This is a genomic window from Ureibacillus sp. FSL E2-3493 (assembly GCF_038077515.1).
Taxonomy (GTDB): domain Bacteria; phylum Bacillota; class Bacilli; order Bacillales_A; family Planococcaceae; genus Ureibacillus; species Ureibacillus halotolerans.
In genome coordinates this window covers 3,425,001-3,445,252 of record NZ_JBBOPK010000001.1, presented here as the reverse complement: position 1 = coordinate 3,445,252, position 20,252 = coordinate 3,425,001, and the positions used below count along the sequence as shown (strand labels likewise).

Sequence of the window (20,252 nt, the reverse complement as noted above, 5' to 3'; positions counted from 1 at the left end):
TCTTATTATAAATGTAGAAGTAAAGCGCATTTCTCTTGAATGGGGTGCGCGCTTTTTTATTCTCTTAATAATGGCAAAGGATACCAATTTGCTAGTTTTTTTATTTATACATATACGAAAATAAAGTACGTTTTTAATCAAAGTGGAATTTCATCGTGATTTGAAAACGTACCTTATTTTTATATATGTCACCTATTTCTAAGGGTAGCATTACAGCACAAAACAGTGTAATTTAGTTAGTAGAGCGCCAAAGAGAGGAGCTAAGATTAGTGACCGAGATTTTATCGTTTCAAAACGTTAGTTTTTCATATACACCAGATCAACCAGATAAACGAAAGGCAGTACAAAATGTTTCCTTCTCAGTCAATGAAGGAGAATGGATTGCAATCGTTGGTCATAACGGTTCTGGTAAATCAACAATGGTCAAGCTAGTAAGCGGATTACTTTTCCCTCAGGAAGGTGAAGTCCGTGTTATGAGAAATGTATTAACAGAAGAAAATTTATGGGAAACCCGTTCAAATATAGGGATGGTTTTTCAAAATCCTGATAATCAGTTTGTCGGTGCTACTGTTCAAGATGATGTAGCATTCGCCTTAGAAAATAGCGGTGTTCCTTATGAAGAGATGGTTGAGCGTGTACACACATCCCTATCTCAAGTGAAAATGGACAAGTTTTTAAATCATGAACCTCATCATCTTTCGGGAGGACAAAAGCAACGGGTTGCCATTGCAGGCGCCATTGCCATGAAACCGAAGCTACTTATTTTAGATGAAGCAACCTCCATGTTAGATCCACAAGGTCGAGATGAAGTATTAAAAACGGTTCGTGAATTACGTAAAGAAATTGGTTTAACGGTACTTTCCATCACCCATGATGTGGAAGAAGCCCTTTTTGCAGATCGTATTTTATTTATGAATGATGGGAAAAAATACGCGGAAGGGACACCGTCTGAAATATTTGCCCTTGGCGATAAGCTGATTGAGTTCGGTTTAGAACTGCCTTTTGCCATGAGGATGACAAAGCTGTTCCAATCAAAGGGTGTACAATTAGCAGGACAACATATGACAGAAGAAGAGTTGGTGAATGATCTATGGACATCAAACTTCAACAAGTAAGCTATGCCTATTCAATGGGGACACCTTTTGAAAAGTATGCTTTATTTGATGTAGATTTAACAATCCCCCATGGTACGTATCAAGCGATTATTGGTCATACAGGTTCGGGTAAATCCACTATCCTACAACACTTTAACGGTCTTTTAAAGCCGTCTAAAGGCCAAGTACATATTGGGGACCGATTAATTGTTGCAGGTAAAAAAGCAAAAGAGTTAAAACCCATTCGCCAAAAGGTTGGGATTGTCTTTCAATTTCCAGAGCACCAACTGTTTGAAGAAACGGTATTAAAAGATATTATGTTTGGACCGATGAATTTCGGTGTATCTGAGGAAGTAGCAGAGAAAAGAGCGAGGGATTTAATCAAGCTTGTAGGCTTACCAGAGGAAACTTTAGAAAAATCGCCCTTTGACCTATCTGGCGGTCAAATGCGTCGTGTAGCGATTGCTGGGGTCCTTGCGATGGAACCTGAAGTCATTGTACTTGATGAACCAACTGCAGGATTAGATCCACGGGGCCAAAGGGAAATTATGGACATGTTCTACTCCCTTCATAAAGAACGTCATTTAACAACGATTCTCGTAACTCATAGTATGGAAGATGCTGCTCGTTATGCAGATAGCATTGCTATTATGCACGAAGGGAAATGTGTTTTAAGTGGTACACCACGGGAAATCTTTGCAGATAGCAAGACTCTTGAACAGTATCGTCTTGAACCGCCTCATATCGTTCGATTTCAGGCGAAAATTGAGCAGTTGATGAATCAACCATTATCTCGAATTTGTTTAACAGAGGAAGAACTGGCAGATGAAGTGGCACGTGCCTTACGAGAGGGGCGTGACAACCAATGATGGAAAAAATGATCTTTGGCCGATACATTCCAGGAGATTCTTTTGTTCATAAACTGGATCCTCGTTCCAAACTAGTTTTTGTTTTTGCCTTTATTATTGTTGTCTTTTTTGCTAATAACGTAATGACGTATGCTTTCCTAATCGCATTTACATTACTTGTTATATTCATGTCACGGATCCGTCTATACTTTTTATTAAACGGATTAAAACCGATTATCTTTTTATTAGTGTTTACGTTTTTAATTCATATATTTTTTACGAGGGAAGGCGATATTCTTTTCGAACTCGGTTTCTTTAAAATATATGAAGAAGGGTTAAGACAAGGTGTTTTCATTTCAATTCGCTTCTTAGTATTGGTCTTAATGACTTCCATTTTAACGTTAACGACTTCCCCAATCTCGATTACAGACGGGATTGAAGTGTTGTTAAATCCTTTGAAAAAGTTAAAACTACCTGTTCATGAATTAGCATTAATGATGTCGATTGCCTTACGTTTTATTCCAACGTTAATGGACGAGACAGATAAAATTATGAAAGCTCAAATGGCCCGTGGTTCCGATTTAAGTGCAGGTCCAATGAAAGAAAGAATCAAAGCGGTTGTACCTCTTCTTGTTCCTTTATTCGTTAGTGCGTTTAAAAGAGCAGAGGATTTAGCGACAGCGATGGAAGTGCGCGGTTATCGTGGAGGAGAAGGACGTACCCGTTACCGACAGCTAGAATGGCATTGGCAAGATACAATTAGTCTAATAGTGCTAGCGGCAATGACCGTATTATTAGTCTTGTATCGTAGCTAATAGCGAGGTGAAGTAATTGAGACGTTTAAAAGTAACAATAAGTTATGATGGGACACTTTTTGCCGGTTATCAAGTACAACCAGGAGAACGGACAGTCCAACTGGAGCTAGAGAATGTACTAACAAAAATGCATAAAGGGGAAAAGGTTAAAGTGACAGCAAGTGGTCGCACCGATGCCCGTGTCCATGCTACTGGACAAGTTATTCATTTTGATACGTCTCTAGCGATTCCGGTTGAGCGTTATAAAAAGGCATTAAATGTCCAGTTACCTCGTGATATTCGCGTATTAGCTGTGGAAGAAGTAAATATCGACTTCCATGCAAGATATAGTGTATCAGGAAAACGTTATCGTTATATTTGGAGCTGTGAAGAGGAGCAAAGTCCTTTTCGTAGACATTACACTGTTGAAACAAATGGGTTGAAACCAGATGTCGCGAAAATGGAAGAAGCAGCCCAATATATTATCGGAACCCATGATTTCACATGTTTTTGCGCGGCTAATACAAGTGTCGTTGATAAAGTACGTACCGTTCATTCTTTAAGCTTTTCGTGGCATGGTGAAGAACTACATATGGTGATAGAAGGCAATGGCTTTTTATATAACATGGTTCGAATTATTGCTGGAACACTTTGGGAAGTCGGTATTGGTAAACGACAAGCGAAGGAATTGGAGGAAATCATTGCTTCTATGGATCGTGGGAAGGCAGGTAAAACCGCGCCAGCACACGGTTTGTATTTGGAAAAAGTGTTTTATTAACTGAGGAAATCAATCGTTTAAAGGAAAAAACAACTTTCCCAGGTGTGCAACTTTTTTGCTTGACTTCCTTGCGAAAATATTATATTATGACATATGGTATTTTCATTACCAACCACAAATAAGCCCCGAAACTTATTAAGTGTATACTAATGAAAAATAACGGTAATCGAATCGATTAGGAGGATATATAAATGCGTACAACATTCTTGGCTAAAGGTCATGAAGTAGAGCGTAAATGGTTAGTAGTGGACGCAGAAGGCCAAACTCTTGGACGTTTAGCTTCTGAAGTAGCTTCAATCTTACGCGGTAAACATAAACCAACATTCACACCAAACGTTGACACTGGTGACTACGTTATCGTAATCAACGCAGACAAAATCGAATTAACAGGTAATAAATTAGAAGGTAAAATTTACTACCGTCACACTCAATTCGCAGGTGGTTTAAAACAACGCACTGCAGGCGAAATGAAAGAAAAATACCCAACACAAATGATCGAATTAGCAGTAAAAGGTATGCTTCCTAAAAACTCTTTAGGTCGCAAAATGTTCGGTAAACTACATGTTTACGCTGGAGCAGAACACCCACATGCTGCACAAAAACCGGAAAGCTATCAGCTACGCGGATAATTAATTAGAGGAGGATATACCCTTGGCACAAGTTCAATATATCGGCACAGGTCGCCGTAAAAGCTCAGTAGCTCGCGTACGTTTAGTACCAGGCGAAGGTAAAATTGTTATTAACAATCGCAACATCGAAGACTACTTACCATTTGAAACTTTACACTTAATCATCAACCAACCATTAGAAGCAACTCAAACTAAAGGTAGCTATGATGTATTTGTAAACGTAAACGGTGGTGGATTCACTGGTCAAGCTGGTGCAATCCGTCACGGTATCGCTCGTGCGTTACTACAAGTTGACCCAGATTTCCGTCCAGCACTTAAATCTGCAGGTTTACTAACTCGTGACCCACGTATGAAAGAACGTAAAAAATACGGTCTTAAAGGTGCTCGTCGTGCGCCTCAGTTCTCAAAACGTTAATTATTATATCAACGTTTCAAAACCCTTCTCGGTTTACCGAGAAGGGTTTTTTTGTGCCTTCAAAACTCCTCACGAAAAAACCCATGATTAGACTTTCAAATAATAGTGCAATCCTTCTTATGGTACTTGTGATTTTTTTAAATACTTAACTCACTTATCTTCCGACATTGGCAATATTTTTTTCTAGAATTCGCCTATATATTTTTTAATATTTTAAATTATCTTTAAATTTAGTCTATTAAATGTTAGTATATTAGAAAAATAAAGATAGAAATGAAAGTGAAGTGATTTAATTATGTCCCAAATGTTGGCTTTAGTTATTCTTGTGTTTATTTTATTTATCGGGGACTTCGTAGCAGTTCGTACAAAAGCTTGGGTTCCCTCCATCTTTGTTTGTGCTGTTTTATTTCTTGCAGGATATTGGACATTCTTCCCGAAAGAAATTGTTTCTTTAGCGGGAGTTCCGCCAGTTGTTGCAACTATGATGATGTATTTATTGATTACAAATATGGGGACATTGCTATCACTTCAAGAATTGAAAAAACAATGGAAGACGGTTGTAATTGCTCTTTCAGGAATTTTAGGGATTATTGTCGTGTTATTTGCAGTAGGAACATTTCTTTTCGGATTCGAGACGATCGTTGTTGCGATACCACCATTAGTCGGTGGAGTAGTTTCTTCGTTGATTATGTCTGAGGCTGCACAGGAAGCGGGGTTGACGAGTCTATCCGTTTTCGCCATTGTCATTTATGTGATGCAAGGTTTTGCTGGATATCCAATCACCTCGATTGTTCTTAAAAAAGAAGGGAAAAAGCTTCTTACCGAATATCGGAATGGCCGTCTAGCGGCAAAAGAATCGATAGGGGAAGCAGCGGTTACGAAGGAGGAACCTAAATCTCAATTTAAGCTAATTAACAGCATACCGGAAAAATACAATACAGAGTTCTTTAAATTATTTAGACTTGCCCTTGTTGCCTATCTCGCTTATTTAGTTTCAACGGTTCTTGCCCCAATTGTAGAGATTAGTCCATTTGTTTTATGTTTATTGTTCGGTGTTATTGCAAGTAGCATCGGTCTTTTGGAGAAACAAGTGCTGCAAAAGGCAAATAGCTTTGGAATAGCGATCTTAGTTTTGATTTTATTTGTTTTAGATGGTTTAAAAAATGCCTCTCCAACTATGATGCTCGAAATCATTTATCCACTTGTTGGAACAATTATTTTAGGCGTTATCGGAATGTATATCTTCTCCTTTATTGCGGGGAAAATGCTTAAAGTTTCGAAAAATATGGCTTTTGCGGTATCACTAACGGCCCTTTATGGATTCCCCGCTGACTATATTATTACGAATGAAGTGATTAAGTCATTAACGGATGATAAGGAAGAACAAGACATGCTGACAAGTTATATGCTATCTCCTATGCTTGTTGGTGGATTTATTACCGTGACCATTGTTTCGGTCATTTTAGCGGGCATCTTTGTCGGATTTTTATAAATGATTAAAGGAGGCAATCACTTACAAAGTGGCTTGCCTCTTAACAATTTTTAGCAAGGAGAGAATGGAATGAAAACGATTCAGGAGCGGATTGAAGAGCATATCCATACGATTAGTGAATTTACCGCCACACCAGGTAACGGAACGACTCGATTAACATACAGTCAGGAAGATTTGAAAACTCGAAACTACATTAAAGAAAAAATGAAGGAACTAGGCTTGGAGGTTCGTGAAGATGGTCTCGGTAACATTTTTGGAAAACTGGAAGGAACGCTAAAGGATGGGCCTAGTGTATTAATCGGATCCCATTTTGACTCAGTGCCTAATGGTGGTGCTTATGATGGCCCAGCTGGAGTAGTAACTGCTTTGGAAGTAGCTAGCCTTTTTGTTGAAAATCAATTGAAGCCGAAGTACCCTCTCGAAGTCGTGGCTTTAATTGAAGAGGAAGGGGCAAGGTTTGCAGGAGGTTTGATGGGATCAAGGGGAATGGTCGGAGCACTCAGTGAGGAAGAATTTTATCGATTAAAAGATAAAGAAGGAATCTCTACTGTAGATGCTATGAAGGCGATTGGGCTGGATCCTACTCGCCCAAAAACAAGGTATCCAAAAACAATGAAAGCTTTTTTAGAATTACATATTGAACAAGGGCCATTCTTAGAAGAGCGGGATATCCCAGTTGGTATTGTGGATGCAATTGTAGGTCTTGCCCAATTAGAAGTAACGGTAGAAGGAAAAGCAGGTCATGCGGGGACAACTCCGATGGATCGACGTGCGGATGCTTTAGTTAAAGCAGCTGAACTGATTGCGCAGTTACCAAAGTTAGCAGTTGAGGAAGGGGAAGGAACGGTCATTACGACAGGTCGTTTGAATGTCTTTCCAAACGGTGCCAATGTTATTCCTGATCGAGTGGTCTTTTCTATAGACATCCGTTCAGGTAAAGAGGAGCATGTTCAAAACGTTATTAAGAAGGTAAAGGATTTACTAGATTGTAATCGTAAAAATGGAATTGAAATATCAGTCGAACAAAGCTTGTATATAGAACCTAAACTGTTAGATGAAGGTATAAAGGAAATGATCAAAGAAACTTGTAATGCTTTGAACTTAGAGTATCTTTCTATGAACAGCGGAGCAGGACACGATGCAATGGTATTATCTGATGTTACAAATGTCGGTTTAATTTTTATACCTAGTAAGGACGGTCTTAGTCATTGTCCAGAAGAATGGTCGGATGTGCGGCATATTGCAAATGGTGTGCAAATTTATTTCGAAGTAGCAAAACGATTAACGGAGGCAGAGTAACATGATAAATGAAACAATTAAAAAAGCGATTCAAACGAATAGTGAAGAATTGACGGACATACGTAGAAAACTTCATAGTGAGCCAGAGCTGTCATGGGAAGAAACAGAAACAACTGCATTTGTTTGCAAATACTTAGATAGCCTTTCTATTTCTTATTACAAAACACAACCAACAGGGGTTATTGCAACGATTGAGGGAGGAAAACCGGGTAAGACAGTTGCCTTAAGAGCAGATATGGATGCCTTGTCTGTTGAGGAACTAAACAAAGAGTTGCCATATACCTCTAAATTCGAAGGTAAAATGCATGCATGTGGCCATGATGCCCATACAGCAATGTTACTAATTGCAGCAAAAGCATTGAACGAAGTGAAAGATGATATTCCTGGCAACGTTCGATTAATCTTTCAACCGGCGGAAGAAGTTGCACAAGGAGCGAAAGAGATGGTGAAACAAGGGGCAATGAAGGGCGTTGACCATGTATTCGGTATCCATATTTGGTCGCAAATGCCGACACATAAAGTATCTTGTCAGCCAGGGCCATCCTTTGCATCAGCGGATCTTTTCAAAGTGACATTTAAAGGAAGGGGAGGCCATGGCGCAATACCGCATGCTTGTATTGATGCTGCGATTGTTGCTTCTTCTTTTGTGATGAATGTCCAGTCTGTTGTTTCTAGAACGATTGATCCCCAAAGTCCAGCAGTACTGACAGTAGGGAAGATGGTAGTTGGTACAAGATTCAACGTCATTGCGGAAAATGCAGTTATTGAAGGGACAGTCCGTTGCTTTGACCAAAGTACACGGGATCATGTGGAAACCCAATTTAAGCATTATGCGGAACAAGTAGCAAGTATTTACGGTGCAACAGCACAGGTGGAATATATTCGCGGTACACAGGCAGTTAATAATGATGAAGAAAGTGCGAAATTGGTGCAAAAAGTAGCAACAGCAGCATTTGGGGAAGATGTGTTATATCCTGAAAAACCAACAATGGGCGGCGAGGACTTTAGTGAGTATATGAATGAAGCGCCAGGCAGCTTCGCATTAGTAGGTAGCGGCAATCCTGAAAAAGATACGGAATGGGCCCACCACCATGGTAAATTCAACATTGATGAAGAGGCATTAGCTACAGGTGCTGAACTTTACGCACAATTTGCTTGGGCTTATTTAAATCAATAGGGAGATCTATAGTGGGGATTCATACACTGAGAACTTTCACTCAATTACAGGAAGAGCCCAATTTCTCAAGGAAATTGGGCTTTTGAATCCGTATATACTTCCAGATGGGAAAATTAAATACGGGCTGCATTCATAATTTCATGAATTTTTTCCACTAAATTAAGTAGGATGAAACCATTACCTTCAGAAGTTTTAAGATTACCTAACGGTAGAGTGCGTTTAACAAGCTGGGCATATATTTCAGTTTCACTGAAAGGTCGACCAAACTCTTCTTCGCTTAAATTAATAAGCAGAGCTATAGCCCCAGCGATATGAGGAGTAGCCATTGAAGTACCGGAAAGAGAGGCGTATTTCTGTCCTAAGTAAGTAGAAATCACTTCTACTCCAGGAGCAACTAAATCGATTTCTTCATTGTTATTTGTAAATGGAGCAAGTGCTAAGTTATTATCTACAGCTCCAACTTGAATGACTTCATTGTATTTTCCAGGATAGGAATACTCGAATGTGTCTTCGCGATTATCGCCTTCGTTTCCTGCTGCAACAACAACAGAGACATTTTGACTAACGGCGTTTTTAACCGCTTCATGTAATTCTGGAACATCTTCAGGCCCACCGAGTGACATTGAGATAACACGGACGCGCTCATCTTGAGGTCCACGCCACTCAACTGCATAATTAATGGCATTAATAATCCACTCATATTTGCCAGAGCCATCTCCAGTTAATGCTTTTAAACTTAAAATTTTTGCCTTAGGGGCAACACCAACAACGCCATCATCATTCAAACTAGCGGCAATTGTTCCAGATACATGGGTTCCGTGTCCATTGTTATCTTCGAATATAGTAGGCTCTCCATCATAATCAGAAGTGAAATTTCGCCCATCGATAATTTGATCTTTGAGGTCTGGATGATCGGTTTCAATACCAGTATCAATCACTGCAACTACAATACCTTCCCCATGCTTACTAGCTTCCCAAATCGTAGATGCTTGAATTAAATCGATCCCTTTTGGCGTTTCGTTTGTCGTTTCTACTATCGACTCAATAGTGTAGGGAATTAATCTGACTTGTAACGGTTTTTGAATCATATTCATCCTCCTTCAAATTAAAATCGGAAGTTACTAATAAGTAATTTCTTCCTTCTTTTATAAATTCCACAAAAAAGTTTGTATTCCTTCTTCTTCTAAAAGTTATGAGGAAAAAATTTGAATTGTTTATTTGGAAATGTGAACTGTGCGGGATAAAAACTTTTGCGAATTAACTAGGGAGGGAAGGAAATATTTTACTGTTATAGAAGTTTTAATGGTGAACAGTACGAATTTAATATGAAGTGAAAAATAAATGAAAAGCTTTTATATAGCGCCAATTTGGGGTGTTTAGTATGGATTTGTGCTATTATGTTCTTTGTCTTTTTTGGAGAGTACGTTCTCTTTAGTCCGGGAACAAATGGTTTTTTAATTAGCACAATTTTATTACTTATTGGTACAGGGGCTTTATTATGGGAGTCACATACGTATACTCTAAATTTGATTGATCAGAGAATTCCCCATTACGATTTGGAATTATGGGTACCGTGATTGGACTAATTCTCGACTCTTTTTCCTTAGCAGACTATCATTCTATTTTTTCGAAATTAGATGATTCGCAAGTCATTGCCTTCACCGTTTGGATATCTTTTGCCTATGCCTTATATTTAATCATTCCCGCTTTTATCAATTTTTCGCAGAAATCAAAGCAAATGAAAAATGAATAAAGATGAACTCTGTTACTCCCTTTTCCAGAATCGACCTGGAAGAGGTTTTCATTAAATCAATAAATGTATGATTTTGTAAAAATAGGACGAAATTATCTTGTTTATTTGTATACGGAAAAACTAATATTGGGATACATGTTAAAATACTCCCAATTATTTTTTTAAATTAGAAATATTTTATATGCAAATTCAGTTGTTTCTTTAAGAGCGGGAAATATAAAAGAAGTTAAATAACATATTTAAATTTGTTCTTCTAAAAATTTTTGTATTTTGAAAGGAGGTGATGGTTTGTTGCGTAGAAGACTTATGCTCATTGTTTCTATATGTCTAATACTTCTGATGACAGCTTGTAAGGCTGATGAATCTGAAAAATCAAGCCAAACAAAAGGAGAAAAGGATGCTATTCAGGAAGAGAAGATAGAACAAAAAACAAATCCTGCAACTGTCGAAATAGATAATGAGTAATGTGTAAAATTTTGAGATAATTATCGGTTTATTTTCTAAAATTTAAGTGTTTTATAAGAATTTTATATTAAGATTCGATAGAGTAGTGAGAAAATTCATATAGGAATGAATGGAAGGGGGAATCGGTCGCTCTAAACTATTGTTATTACTTATCTTCAATATTTATACCAGTCACCTTTGCAGTTACACTAACTGGTTACGTGGCAGTCAACCTGTATTTTACTGAGAAAGATCAGAATGAAAAAATACAAGAGTTAACAATTGAAAGGGGAGAATTTTTAATTGATTTTATATTACAAGCGGGATTTGATACTGATAATGAAATAGCACCTAAAGGTAAGTACTTTAGGTGCTATTTTTAGAATATAAGGTTTTTAATGAGATTTTACATATAAAAGTTGGACTAATAGGTAAACGATTTTATATCATTTAATATATGTAAATAAAAAGGAATCTTTTTTTACGTAAGGAGAAAAATATGAAGGAAAATAAAAAGAAACTCAAAATAATAAAAAATATAATTCTTTTGATGTTTCTATTTATTGGAATTTTATTAGTATTCCGAGGTCCGATTGAAAATTGGCTTGTTTCAATAGGAATCGACTCATTGGGAATCGATGATTTAAGTGCAAGTGATTTGAAAAAAAAATAACAATAAAAATACCACTTTCGACTTTGGAGAGGCATCAGAATTAGATTTACAAACGGTGTTAGAAGCGAATTTCAATAGAGATGAAATAACGGTCATTGGCGCAATAAGTATTCCAAGTGTGAAAATGAATTTGCCAATAGGAAAAGGGACTTCCCGTTATACTTTAGCTTTAACTGCGGGGACGATGAAAGAGGATCAAGTAATGGGCGAAGACAACTATGCTTTAGCTGGACACCATATGACACGGAAAGATTTGCTTTTTAGTCCGCTATATGAAGTGGAAATGGGAGCAGCCGTTTATTTAACCGATTTGAAATACGTTTATGAATATCAAATAGACGAGCAAAGAACAATTGAAGCAACAGAGGTAGATGTCATTAACGATATAGAGGGAGAGACCATTTTAACCCTCATTACTTGTGATAAAGATGGTGAAGCTAGATTGTTAACTAGAGGCCATTTTGTTAAGAAAATACCGGTAGAAGAAGCATCAAAAACAATTGTAGATGCGTTTAATTTAAAATTAACAAATACATCTAAATAATACAGAAACGAAAACTCTCAACGTTGAATGATTGAGGGTTTTTCTTTTTTCATAAACCTAACAACATGTTTAACCAATTTCGGGACAAGATAAAAACAAAGGAGGGAATGAAATGGCACGAAGGAATCGTAATAAAATATTAGTCCCAGAAGCCCGTCAAGGACTTGACCAACTTAAAGCGAAAGTTGCTGGAACGAGTGATCCAGAACGAGCGAAGTTTGAAATTGCTGAAGAAGTGGGTGTACCTTTAAAAGAAGGGTATAACGGAAAGTTAGCCTCGGAAGAAGCAGGGAAAGTTGGCGGTAGATTAGGCGGTAATATGGTTAAAGAATTGGTGAAAATGGCTCAAGAAAATTTAAGTGAAAAGCAACAATAATGAAAAGAAGAGGCACTTTCCACATAAGGAAAAGAGCCTTTTCTGTTATTTCAATTCAATTGTTTAAAGGGGTTTTTCCACTCCATTAATACACCATAATGAAGGGATTCTTCATCTTCTAAATAGTTTTCCACGACCGCGATTGGGAGACGTCCGCACCGTAATAAAAAGGAAATAACCGGGTCATGGATTTCTCCATTTACAACGCGCTCTACATATTCATTGGCAGAGTATAGATCTGCATATTTATAGTAATTAGGCATACGACCACCACCTAAAAGACGTTCGAATCCTTTTTCCACTACTACTTGATACATCGCTTGCATCATTATTTTCCCTAATCCGAGAGAGCGAAATGAAGGACGAACACTGATATCTACTATATAAAGGGTATTTCCCTTTTGGTCATGATTTCTAATATACCCGTCGTCGGTCGCTTCTGCCCATGTGTGGGATGGATGTGAAGGGTCGAAGTTGATGCAGACACCGGTCATCGAGCTAACAACTTTTCCATTCATTTCAATACATAATGCCCCATCTGGAAATAATGAAACATGATTCGTTAATTGTTCCTTATTCCACCATAATGCCGATGGAAAAGGGGGTGGAAAACATTCAGCTTGAATATCAATTAATTCATCAAAATCTTCTTTTGTATAATTTCGAACAATTATTTTAACAGGTTTCCCATTATCGAAAAGCCATTGTTCATTTCGATACATTCACCATTCCCCCCTGGAACGATTTTATTTTTCCCAATCAGGATATAAGTCTACTCGTCGGTCACGCCAAGTTGTTACAGATCCCTTTTCCCGAACTTGATAAAGAAGGTCTAAATCTAAATCCGCGGTTACTAACATATCATGATTAATTTCTCCCTCTGCTAACAGTCCTTTTGGAGGGAAAGGAACATCATTTGGTGTAATAATAGCTGCTTGGCCGAAATTTGCCCTCATAAAATCAACAGTAGGCAATGCACCGACAGTACCTGTTAAGATGACATACACTTGGTTTTCAATAGCGCGGGCATGGCTTGTATAACGAACACGGTGGAATCCATGACGGTCATCTGTGCAGGATGGGCAGAAAATGACATCTGCTCCCTTTGCCTTTGCCATTCGCACAATTTCAGGAAACTCAATATCGTAACAAGTTAAAATTGCAATCGTACCCTTTTCCGTTTCAAATACTTCCAGACCTTCTCCAGGTGACATGTTCCATTCATCAACTTCAGTAGGCGTAATATGAAGTTTAGCTTGGGTTTTGATTTTCCCATCTGGATAAAACAGATGGGCTGTATTACGCAACTTACCATCGACATTGATCACATGTGTACCTGCGATAATATGGACATTATATTTTTTCGCTAGCTGAGAGAATAACGATTCGTATTGTTCGGTAAAGGAAGGCAGGTCATTAATCGTTAACGCTCTCCCATTTTCTCCTTTAATAGAAAGAAGTTGGGTTGTAAAAAATTCCGGGAATAAAATAAATTCTGTTTCAAATTCTAATGCTGCTTTAATATAGTGTTCGCTTTGGTGTGCGAAGTCTTCAAAGGACTCAATTGTATGTAGATGATATTGAACAGCAGATACTCGCAACTTCATATAATACCTCCGTTTTTTCTTTTATATCTATAGTAGCATATGACTAAAAAGACGTGAAAAAGTTAGACTGTTTTCTTCGGCTTTTTATTGCGCCCTCTTCAATTTAGAAGTAGTATGACAAATAGAATGTAATGGAAAGAAGGCGCATACGTAGATGCAGTCAGTGTTTAAGCTAACAAAATACATAAAGCCTTATTTATTATTTGCCATTATTGCGCCAATCATGATGGTAATTGAGGTATCGATGGATTTAATCCAACCAACGATTATGCAACATATTATTGATAATGGTATTGCAGATAATGATAAACCGTATGTCATTAAAATGTTTATATTCATGGTTTTATGCGCGGTCGTAGGTTTATTAGGTGGAGTCGGTTGCGGCATTTATGCGTCAAAGACGGCGATTAATTTTGCTACGGATATTCGACAAGATCTATATGAAACAATTACTTACTTTTCTAATAGTAATAAGGACCGTTTTACATTGGGGAAATTAATCACGAATATTACAAGCGATGTAGAAATGCTGCAAAGGGCTTTATTAATGCTATTGAAAGTTTTTGTTCGTGGACCGTTAACCTTTATCGGTGCAATTGTCATTGTTTTTATCACTGCACGAGAGCTTTTTCCAATATTATTATTCGTCGTGCCAATTTTAGCTCTAGCCATTTTCTTTTTCACTAAATTATCCGGAAAATTGTTTTTAAAAGTCCAAGAAGCAGTTGATGGGGTGAACACAAAGGTACAGGAAAACTTGGCGGGAATTCGTGTAATCAAAGCATATAATCGTAAAAAACATCAAATCGACCAATTTACGACTGTAAATGGGACATTGATGAAACGGAATATCCATGCCGACCAAATCATCGGAATTTTAATGCCTTTAACGGCTTTTGTCGTGAACATAGGAATTATTCTTGCTTTATGGTTAGGTGCCATTAAAGTGGAAAACGACACGATTGAAGTAGGGATGATTTTAGCATTCATTAACTATTTAATGATGATTATGGGTGGGCTTATGAGTTCATCCAATGTGTTAATGCAAATTGCCCGGGCAATTCCAAGTGCCAATCGTATAGTAGAAGTGTTAGAGGAAAAGCCTGAAATTCATAATATATCAAACCCAATCATTTCTTCTATTAAAGGGGAAGTGACGTTTGAAAATGTTAGTTTCGCCTATAACAAAAACAATGAACCAGTGTTAAAAAATATATCGTTCCGGGCAAAACCAGGTGACACAATCGGGATTATTGGGATGACTGGTAGTGGAAAATCTACAATTGTTCAGCTAATACCGAGATTATTTGATGCGGATCAAGGTGTTGTAAGGATTGATGGTAAACCAATTGCCGAATATGATTTGTCAACGTTACGTAAAGCGATTGGATTTGCTCCCCAAAAGGCTACATTATTTTCAAAAACAATTGAAGAGAATGTGAAATATGGGCGAGATGAAGCAACTTTAGAAGAACTAATAGAAGCTTTAGAATCATCTTGTGCATTGGAATTTGTTGAAAAGTTCGATGATAAGGAGCAACATTTTATCACACAAGGAGCGACGAACTTATCGGGTGGACAAAAGCAGCGTTTAGCAATGGCAAGGGCATTTATTCGAAAGCCTGCAATTTTAATTCTTGATGATACGACTTCTGCTGTAGATAGTATTTCAGAAAAGAGAATTCAACAGGCCATTGCCAATCATTTTAAAGAGAGTACAAAGTTTATTGTCTCTTCAAAAATTTCCTCTATACGTCATGCCGATACAATTTTAGTATTGGATGATGGTTGTATCGTTGGGAAAGGGACGCATGAACAATTGATTGCAACAAATGAAGCTTATCAAGAAATTGTGTCGACTCAAGTTGTAAGAGGAGGGACGCTAAATGAATAAATCATCTGGAAGACAAGCCGGACCACCTCCAATTGGAAGACACCCAGGACCGAGATTTAATGGACCCGCTGAAAAACCAAAGGATCAAAAAGGAACGATTAAACGGATATGGTCCTATTTAAAATATCAACGAATCGGAATGATAAGCGCGGTTATTTTCGTTATTTTTTCTACTTTATTAGGGTTGTTAGGACCGCTTTTGATTGGGATCATTATTGATGAATATATTTTAAAAGAAGATTTAAGTGGCACGATTCGAATGATATTGTTACTTACCGGGATTTATATCGTTGGTGCCCTATTTACTTGGCTACAAACCTTTGTCATGATTCGAGTTTCCCAACAAACGATTCGACAACTTCGTCAACATTTGTTTGAGAAATTCCAGTCCCTTCCTTTATCCTTTTTTGACAAACGTCAGCAAGGAGATTTAATGAGTCGAATGACCAATGATATAGAGAATTTAAATGCGGCTCTATCCCAAAGTGTCATTCAAATTATTTCTACCATTTTAAATGTAGCCGGAACAGCTATTGCGATGTTTTATTTAAACTGGGTATTGGCCCTTGTAACGTTAATGGTTATTCCGTTTATTTTATGGTCGACGAAACAAATTATTAAGCGTAGTAGTAAAAACTACAAGGAACGACAAAGAGATTTAGGAAAATTAAATGGGTTTATCGAAGAGACGATTTCCAATTCCAATATTACAACGATTTTTGGAAAGGAAGAGCAAACGATTGCTCAATTTAAAGAAGCGAATGAAAAACTACGCAGTTCAGCGTTAAAAGCAGAGATCATATCTGGGTTGCTAGGACCGACGAACAACTTTATTAATAACCTAGGAATCGGTTTAGTAATCGGGGTTGGTGCGATTTTGGCATTAAGTAATAGTCTCGTTTCCATCGGTATCATTGCGTCATTTGTAACATATACAAGACAATTTTTCCGTCCTATAAATCAACTATCGAACTTGTTTAATACATTCCAATCTGCCATTGCCGGAGCAGAGCGGGTATTTGAAATTTTAGAACAACAAGATGAAGTGGCAGATAGTCCAAATGCGATTGCTAAAAGCAAATTTGTAGGGGATGTGGAGTTCCGTCAAGTTCAATTTTATTATCAAAAGGACAAACCTGTAATTCATCAAATTTCATTCCATGCAAAGGCAGGAGAAACGATCGCATTAGTTGGTCCTACAGGTTCAGGAAAAACAACAATTATCCAGTTGTTGAATCGTTTTTATGAAGTAAATAGCGGAGAAATTTTAATAGACGGTCAAAACATCCAACAATATAAAATGGAAAACTTACGTGACCATATCGGGGTCGTATTACAAGATACGTATTTATTTTCAGGTACCGTTCGAGAAAACATTCGCTATGGAAAGCTTAGCGCTACCGATGAAGAAGTAGAGCAAGCTGCCAAAATTGCTTACGCCCATAATTTTATAAAATATTTACCGATGGGTTATGAGACGATGCTAGTTTCCGGTGGTATGAACTTAAGTCAAGGACAGCGCCAATTAATTGCCATTGCTCGTGCCATTTTAGAAGATCCAGATATATTAATTTTGGATGAAGCAACTTCTAGTGTCGATACAATGACGGAAGTTCAAATTCAAAAGGGGTTAAACAATTTAATGCAAGGTCGTACAAGCTTTGTCATTGCCCACCGTTTAAAAACAATTGAAAATGCAGATCAAATTTTAGTCATTAAAGATGGTTCAATTATCGAACACGGGAATCATGATTCTTTAATGGAGAAAAAAGGATTTTATGCTACTTTGCAACATCAATTGCAAGTGCAAGCATAAAGAACTATCGGACTGTCCAACTTTTTTAGAAGTTGGTCAGTTTTTTATATTTCGGAAAAGGTTCATTTTTATAGTGAAGTCTCTTACTTTTCAAAAGCTATTTGAAAGTTTGAGCATACAAGTCCAAATTTCAGCGTATAGTAGTGCAAAAGGATGCAAAAGGCGGTGTCAAAGTTTGAAACGATGGATTGCACTAGGTGTTATTTTATTAGGTTGTTTAGGTCTGGTCGTGTATGAGACAAGCGCTTCAGACCGCAGTTTCTTTTTACCAGAACCATTAGGTGGGGTGAAGATTGTTCTCGATGCTGGACATGGTGGGATTGATGGAGGTGCATCATCAGGGGAAGTAGTTGAAAAGGATGTAACTCTTGCCATAACTCAAAAAGTGGCAAAGCAACTAAAGCGTTTAGGAGCCGAAGTTGTTCTAACTCGTTCGACAGATGGCGATGCTTTGGAGGAACATGCACCAAGTGAAGAGTTTTCAACATTACGAGAAAGAAAGAAGCAAGACATTTTTTTACGGTCTAATTTAGTAAAGTCCAACAAACCTGATATTTTTGTAACAATTCATGCCAATGCGATTCCTGAGGAGAAGTGGCGAGGAGCTCAAGTTTTTTATCATAAAGATGGACATCCTAATAGTGAGCTGTTAGCTAAATCGATTCAAACAACAATTAAAGATTCACTACAAAATACTGAACGTGAAGCGTTGGCGATAAAACAAATTTACCTTTTGAAAAAAGCGGAAGTGCCAGCAGTATTAGTAGAAACTGGTTTCTTAAGCAATAGTGAAGAACGGGAGCTTTTATCGAGCGAAGACTATCAAGAAAAAATGGCGAAAGCAATTGTAGATGGAATAGAAAGTTACGTTAATCTAGAATTCGAATGATTTGGAAATTCCAATTACTATAAATAAACAAGCTGTATGATATACTAACATTGGAAGCAAATATAGGGGAGTGTTTCAAGTGATAAATGAACAACAAGTCCGTGAAATATTAGGACAATTACAAGATCCTTTTTTACATAGAACGTTTGCAGAAACAAATGGTATTACAAACGTATCCATTAAAGAAGAGAAAAATCATGTAAGTGTTAAAGTAGCCATTGCTAAAACAAATACACCAGAACAAATGCAATTACAAATGAAAATTGTAGAGCTTTTAAAAGAGGCTGGCGCAAGTTCTGTAGGGATTCGTTTTGAAGAATTATCACCGGAAGTTTTAGATAGCTTCCGTGGTCAAGCTACAGAAGCGGAAGTCCACGATATATTGTCACCGCTATCAACAGTTCAGTTTATTGCCATTGCATCTGGTAAAGGTGGGGTTGGGAAATCTACAGTATCTGTAAACTTAGCTGTAGCGTTAGCTCGACTTGGCAAAAAAGTTGGTTTGATCGATGCGGATATTTATGGTTTCAGTGTACCTGATATGATGGGAATTCAAGATATGCCTGTAGTAAAAGAAGACCGTATTTACCCTGTAGAACGTAAAGGGGTAAAAGTGATTTCAATGGGATTCTTCGTTGAAAATAATGCACCAATTGTATGGCGTGGACCGATGCTTGGAAAAGTATTAGACCAATTCTTCCGTGATGTAGAATGGGGAGACATTGATTACTTATTATTAGATTTACCTCCTGGAACTGGTGATGTGGCATTAGATATTCACCAAATGTTACCGTCATCAAAAGAAATTATTGTAACAACACCACACCCAACAGCTGCCTTCGTAGCAGCACGTGCGGGAGCTATGGCGTTACAAACAAACCATGATATTTTAGGGGTTATCGAAAACATGGCATGGTTTGAATCGAAAACAACTGGAGAACGAGAATACGTATTCGGAAAAGGTGGAGGTCCTAAACTTGCTGATGAATTAAGAACAGATTTATTAGGACAAATTCCCCTTGGACAACCAGATTGGTCAAACGAAGATTTCGCACCTTCAGTTTATGAAGAAGACCATCCAACAGGTAAGATCTATTTAGAAGCTGCGCAAAAAATTGTCGATAAACTTTCCAAATAAAAGATTTAAAAAAGCGGATTGCATGAAAGCAATCCGCTTTATCTATATTAAGAACCACCGCTACCGGATTCACCGCCACTTCCACTTGCACCTTCTTTTTCTCCACCACCGCCGCCGGATTCACCACCACCAGCTCCACCGCCGGATTCACCACCAGCTCCTGCTGCTTCACCGCTTTTCTTAATTAATTCCTGCCATTTAGTTTGTAACATCGGATTTTCAATTGTTTCCATCACGACTTCTTCCATTTGTTTTCGAAGCGCGGCACTTTTTAAAACAGTTTCAAGTTCCTTTTGCATTTCAGCTTGTCCAAAGAAAGAAATTAAATCTTCTTGATAAGCTGAATCCTTTATTAGCTGCTTCATGATTTCTGTTTGTTGTTCCTTCATGCTATTAGCAAGGTTTTCTTTAAAAGAAGGATCTTCAAATATTTTTTTCCAGAAATCCTGCGCCTCAGGAGATAATAGCGTATCATTTATAGCTGTTTGAACTTCCTCGTGTTCCAATACAACAAGGTCCCGGAAACTTGGGTCCTCTAAAAGTTGGCGTATTGCCTTTTTTCCATCTTCCGTTTGAATCGAGTCCATCATAA

The 20,252-nt window shown here is 37.6% G+C and carries 22 protein-coding genes (1 of these 22 only partly in view); 18 read left to right on the top strand and 4 right to left on the bottom strand.

Annotation, left to right across the window (positions count from 1 at the left end):
* Nucleotides 1-269 precede the first annotated feature (269 nt).
* The 9 genes from MHH69_RS17710 (at nucleotide 270) to MHH69_RS17670 (ending at nucleotide 8,526) form a co-directional block, all read left to right on the top strand.
* Entirely contained in the window at nucleotides 270-1,115 is an 846-nt protein-coding gene (locus tag MHH69_RS17710; RefSeq protein WP_122971294.1) for an energy-coupling factor ABC transporter ATP-binding protein, read from the top strand.
* Nucleotides 1,091-1,963 (top strand): energy-coupling factor ABC transporter ATP-binding protein, encoded by an 873-nt coding sequence (locus MHH69_RS17705; RefSeq protein WP_122971295.1) that lies wholly within the window; start codon nucleotides 1,091-1,093, stop codon nucleotides 1,961-1,963. The genes MHH69_RS17710 and MHH69_RS17705 overlap by 25 nt, the downstream gene beginning before the upstream one ends.
* Nucleotides 1,960-2,757 (top strand): energy-coupling factor transporter transmembrane component T family protein, encoded by a 798-nt coding sequence (locus MHH69_RS17700; protein WP_122971296.1) that lies wholly within the window; start codon nucleotides 1,960-1,962, stop codon nucleotides 2,755-2,757. The genes MHH69_RS17705 and MHH69_RS17700 overlap by 4 nt, the downstream gene beginning before the upstream one ends.
* A 16-nt stretch (nucleotides 2,758-2,773) precedes the next feature.
* Complete coding sequence (truA, locus tag MHH69_RS17695; protein ID WP_122971297.1) at nucleotides 2,774-3,514, top strand: tRNA pseudouridine(38-40) synthase TruA; 741 nt, start codon at nucleotides 2,774-2,776, stop codon at nucleotides 3,512-3,514.
* A gap of 191 nt (nucleotides 3,515-3,705) precedes the next feature.
* Nucleotides 3,706-4,143: a 50S ribosomal protein L13 gene (gene rplM, locus MHH69_RS17690; RefSeq protein WP_122971298.1), complete on the top strand. Its 438-nt coding sequence runs from the start codon at nucleotides 3,706-3,708 to the stop codon at nucleotides 4,141-4,143.
* 22 nt (nucleotides 4,144-4,165) lie between these two features.
* Complete coding sequence (rpsI, locus tag MHH69_RS17685) at nucleotides 4,166-4,558, top strand: 30S ribosomal protein S9 (protein WP_106781794.1); 393 nt, start codon at nucleotides 4,166-4,168, stop codon at nucleotides 4,556-4,558.
* A 295-nt stretch (nucleotides 4,559-4,853) separates the two neighbouring features.
* On the top strand, nucleotides 4,854-6,050 hold the full coding sequence (locus MHH69_RS17680) for a hypothetical protein (protein ID WP_122972830.1): 1,197 nt from the start codon (nucleotides 4,854-4,856) through the stop codon (nucleotides 6,048-6,050).
* A gap of 69 nt (nucleotides 6,051-6,119) precedes the next feature.
* Nucleotides 6,120-7,349 carry a Zn-dependent hydrolase gene (locus MHH69_RS17675; RefSeq protein WP_341362868.1) on the top strand — a complete coding sequence of 410 codons (1,230 nt, stop codon included), beginning with the start codon at nucleotides 6,120-6,122 and terminating at the stop codon, nucleotides 7,347-7,349.
* A gap of 1 nt (nucleotide 7,350) precedes the next feature.
* Nucleotides 7,351-8,526 (top strand): amidohydrolase, encoded by a 1,176-nt coding sequence (locus MHH69_RS17670; protein WP_341362867.1) that lies wholly within the window; start codon nucleotides 7,351-7,353, stop codon nucleotides 8,524-8,526.
* Nucleotides 8,527-8,639: 113 nt separating this feature from the next.
* Here MHH69_RS17670 and MHH69_RS17665 read toward each other — a convergent pair whose 3' ends face one another.
* Nucleotides 8,640-9,614, bottom strand: a complete 975-nt coding sequence (locus tag MHH69_RS17665) for a S8 family peptidase (protein WP_341362866.1) — start codon at nucleotides 9,612-9,614, stop codon at nucleotides 8,640-8,642.
* Nucleotides 9,615-10,090: 476 nt separating this feature from the next.
* Here MHH69_RS17665 and MHH69_RS17660 point away from each other — a divergent pair, with 476 nt between their 5' ends.
* The 5 genes from MHH69_RS17660 to MHH69_RS17640 all read left to right on the top strand — a co-directional run bounded on the left by MHH69_RS17660 (nucleotide 10,091) and on the right by MHH69_RS17640 (nucleotide 12,316).
* On the top strand, nucleotides 10,091-10,279 hold the full coding sequence (locus tag MHH69_RS17660) for a hypothetical protein (protein WP_341362865.1): 189 nt from the start codon (nucleotides 10,091-10,093) through the stop codon (nucleotides 10,277-10,279).
* 288 nt (nucleotides 10,280-10,567) lie between these two features.
* The gene (locus MHH69_RS17655) at nucleotides 10,568-10,744 is read left to right on the top strand and encodes a hypothetical protein (protein WP_341362864.1); all 177 of its coding nucleotides are present in this window, start codon (nucleotides 10,568-10,570) and stop codon (nucleotides 10,742-10,744) included.
* 478 nt (nucleotides 10,745-11,222) lie between these two features.
* Complete coding sequence (locus MHH69_RS17650) at nucleotides 11,223-11,396, top strand: hypothetical protein (protein WP_341362863.1); 174 nt, start codon at nucleotides 11,223-11,225, stop codon at nucleotides 11,394-11,396.
* Between the two features lie 55 nt (nucleotides 11,397-11,451).
* Nucleotides 11,452-11,940 carry a class A sortase gene (locus MHH69_RS17645; RefSeq protein ID WP_341362862.1) on the top strand — a complete coding sequence of 163 codons (489 nt, stop codon included), beginning with the start codon at nucleotides 11,452-11,454 and terminating at the stop codon, nucleotides 11,938-11,940.
* Nucleotides 11,941-12,052: 112 nt separating this feature from the next.
* Nucleotides 12,053-12,316: an alpha/beta-type small acid-soluble spore protein gene (locus MHH69_RS17640; protein ID WP_341362861.1), complete on the top strand. Its 264-nt coding sequence runs from the start codon at nucleotides 12,053-12,055 to the stop codon at nucleotides 12,314-12,316.
* A gap of 50 nt (nucleotides 12,317-12,366) precedes the next feature.
* Here MHH69_RS17640 and MHH69_RS17635 read toward each other — a convergent pair whose 3' ends face one another.
* On the bottom strand, nucleotides 12,367-13,038 hold the full coding sequence (locus tag MHH69_RS17635; RefSeq protein ID WP_122972824.1) for a GNAT family N-acetyltransferase: 672 nt from the start codon (nucleotides 13,036-13,038) through the stop codon (nucleotides 12,367-12,369).
* Nucleotides 13,039-13,062: 24 nt separating this feature from the next.
* A complete protein-coding gene (locus MHH69_RS17630) occupies nucleotides 13,063-13,923 on the bottom strand; it encodes a carbon-nitrogen hydrolase family protein (protein WP_341362860.1) in 861 nt (286 codons plus the stop codon).
* A 154-nt stretch (nucleotides 13,924-14,077) separates the two neighbouring features.
* Here MHH69_RS17630 and MHH69_RS17625 point away from each other — a divergent pair, with 154 nt between their 5' ends.
* The 4 genes from MHH69_RS17625 to MHH69_RS17610 all read left to right on the top strand — a co-directional run bounded on the left by MHH69_RS17625 (nucleotide 14,078) and on the right by MHH69_RS17610 (nucleotide 19,660).
* Nucleotides 14,078-15,817: an ABC transporter ATP-binding protein gene (locus MHH69_RS17625; protein WP_122972822.1), complete on the top strand. Its 1,740-nt coding sequence runs from the start codon at nucleotides 14,078-14,080 to the stop codon at nucleotides 15,815-15,817.
* Entirely contained in the window at nucleotides 15,810-17,633 is a 1,824-nt protein-coding gene (locus tag MHH69_RS17620) for an ABC transporter ATP-binding protein (protein ID WP_341362859.1), read from the top strand. The genes MHH69_RS17625 and MHH69_RS17620 overlap by 8 nt, the downstream gene beginning before the upstream one ends.
* 175 nt (nucleotides 17,634-17,808) lie before the next feature.
* Nucleotides 17,809-18,522 (top strand): N-acetylmuramoyl-L-alanine amidase, encoded by a 714-nt coding sequence (locus MHH69_RS17615; protein ID WP_122972820.1) that lies wholly within the window; start codon nucleotides 17,809-17,811, stop codon nucleotides 18,520-18,522.
* A gap of 79 nt (nucleotides 18,523-18,601) precedes the next feature.
* Entirely contained in the window at nucleotides 18,602-19,660 is a 1,059-nt protein-coding gene (locus MHH69_RS17610) for an Mrp/NBP35 family ATP-binding protein (protein ID WP_122972819.1), read from the top strand.
* Between the two features lie 47 nt (nucleotides 19,661-19,707).
* Here MHH69_RS17610 and gerD read toward each other — a convergent pair whose 3' ends face one another.
* Nucleotides 19,708-20,252, bottom strand: partial view of a spore germination lipoprotein GerD gene (gene gerD, locus MHH69_RS17605; protein ID WP_158599715.1) — the 3' portion only. The gene runs 139 nt beyond the window's last position; 545 of the gene's 684 nt are visible here — the last part of the coding sequence; its start codon lies off the right edge, out of view; it ends in the stop codon at nucleotides 19,708-19,710.

Excerpts from the sequence above, each read along its gene's own strand:
- MHH69_RS17620 (WP_341362859.1), top strand. The coding sequence starts at position 15,810 with ATGAATAAATCATCTGGAAGACAAGCCGGACCACCTCCAATTGGAAGA.
- rplM (WP_122971298.1), top strand. The coding sequence starts at position 3,706 with ATGCGTACAACATTCTTGGCTAAAGGTCATGAAGTAGAGCGTAAATGG.
- MHH69_RS17675 (WP_341362868.1), top strand. The coding sequence starts at position 6,120 with ATGAAAACGATTCAGGAGCGGATTGAAGAGCATATCCATACGATTAGT.
- MHH69_RS17665 (WP_341362866.1), bottom strand. The coding sequence starts at position 9,614 with ATGATTCAAAAACCGTTACAAGTCAGATTAATTCCCTACACTATTGAG.
- MHH69_RS17680 (WP_122972830.1), top strand. The coding sequence starts at position 4,854 with ATGTCCCAAATGTTGGCTTTAGTTATTCTTGTGTTTATTTTATTTATC.
- MHH69_RS17640 (WP_341362861.1), top strand. The coding sequence starts at position 12,053 with ATGGCACGAAGGAATCGTAATAAAATATTAGTCCCAGAAGCCCGTCAA.
- MHH69_RS17650 (WP_341362863.1), top strand. The coding sequence starts at position 11,223 with ATGAAGGAAAATAAAAAGAAACTCAAAATAATAAAAAATATAATTCTT.
- MHH69_RS17660 (WP_341362865.1), top strand. The coding sequence starts at position 10,091 with ATGGGTACCGTGATTGGACTAATTCTCGACTCTTTTTCCTTAGCAGAC.
- MHH69_RS17625 (WP_122972822.1), top strand. The coding sequence starts at position 14,078 with ATGCAGTCAGTGTTTAAGCTAACAAAATACATAAAGCCTTATTTATTA.
- MHH69_RS17700 (WP_122971296.1), top strand. The coding sequence starts at position 1,960 with ATGATGGAAAAAATGATCTTTGGCCGATACATTCCAGGAGATTCTTTT.
- MHH69_RS17635 (WP_122972824.1), bottom strand. The coding sequence starts at position 13,038 with ATGTATCGAAATGAACAATGGCTTTTCGATAATGGGAAACCTGTTAAA.
- MHH69_RS17630 (WP_341362860.1), bottom strand. The coding sequence starts at position 13,923 with ATGAAGTTGCGAGTATCTGCTGTTCAATATCATCTACATACAATTGAG.
- MHH69_RS17705 (WP_122971295.1), top strand. The coding sequence starts at position 1,091 with ATGGACATCAAACTTCAACAAGTAAGCTATGCCTATTCAATGGGGACA.
- MHH69_RS17670 (WP_341362867.1), top strand. The coding sequence starts at position 7,351 with ATGATAAATGAAACAATTAAAAAAGCGATTCAAACGAATAGTGAAGAA.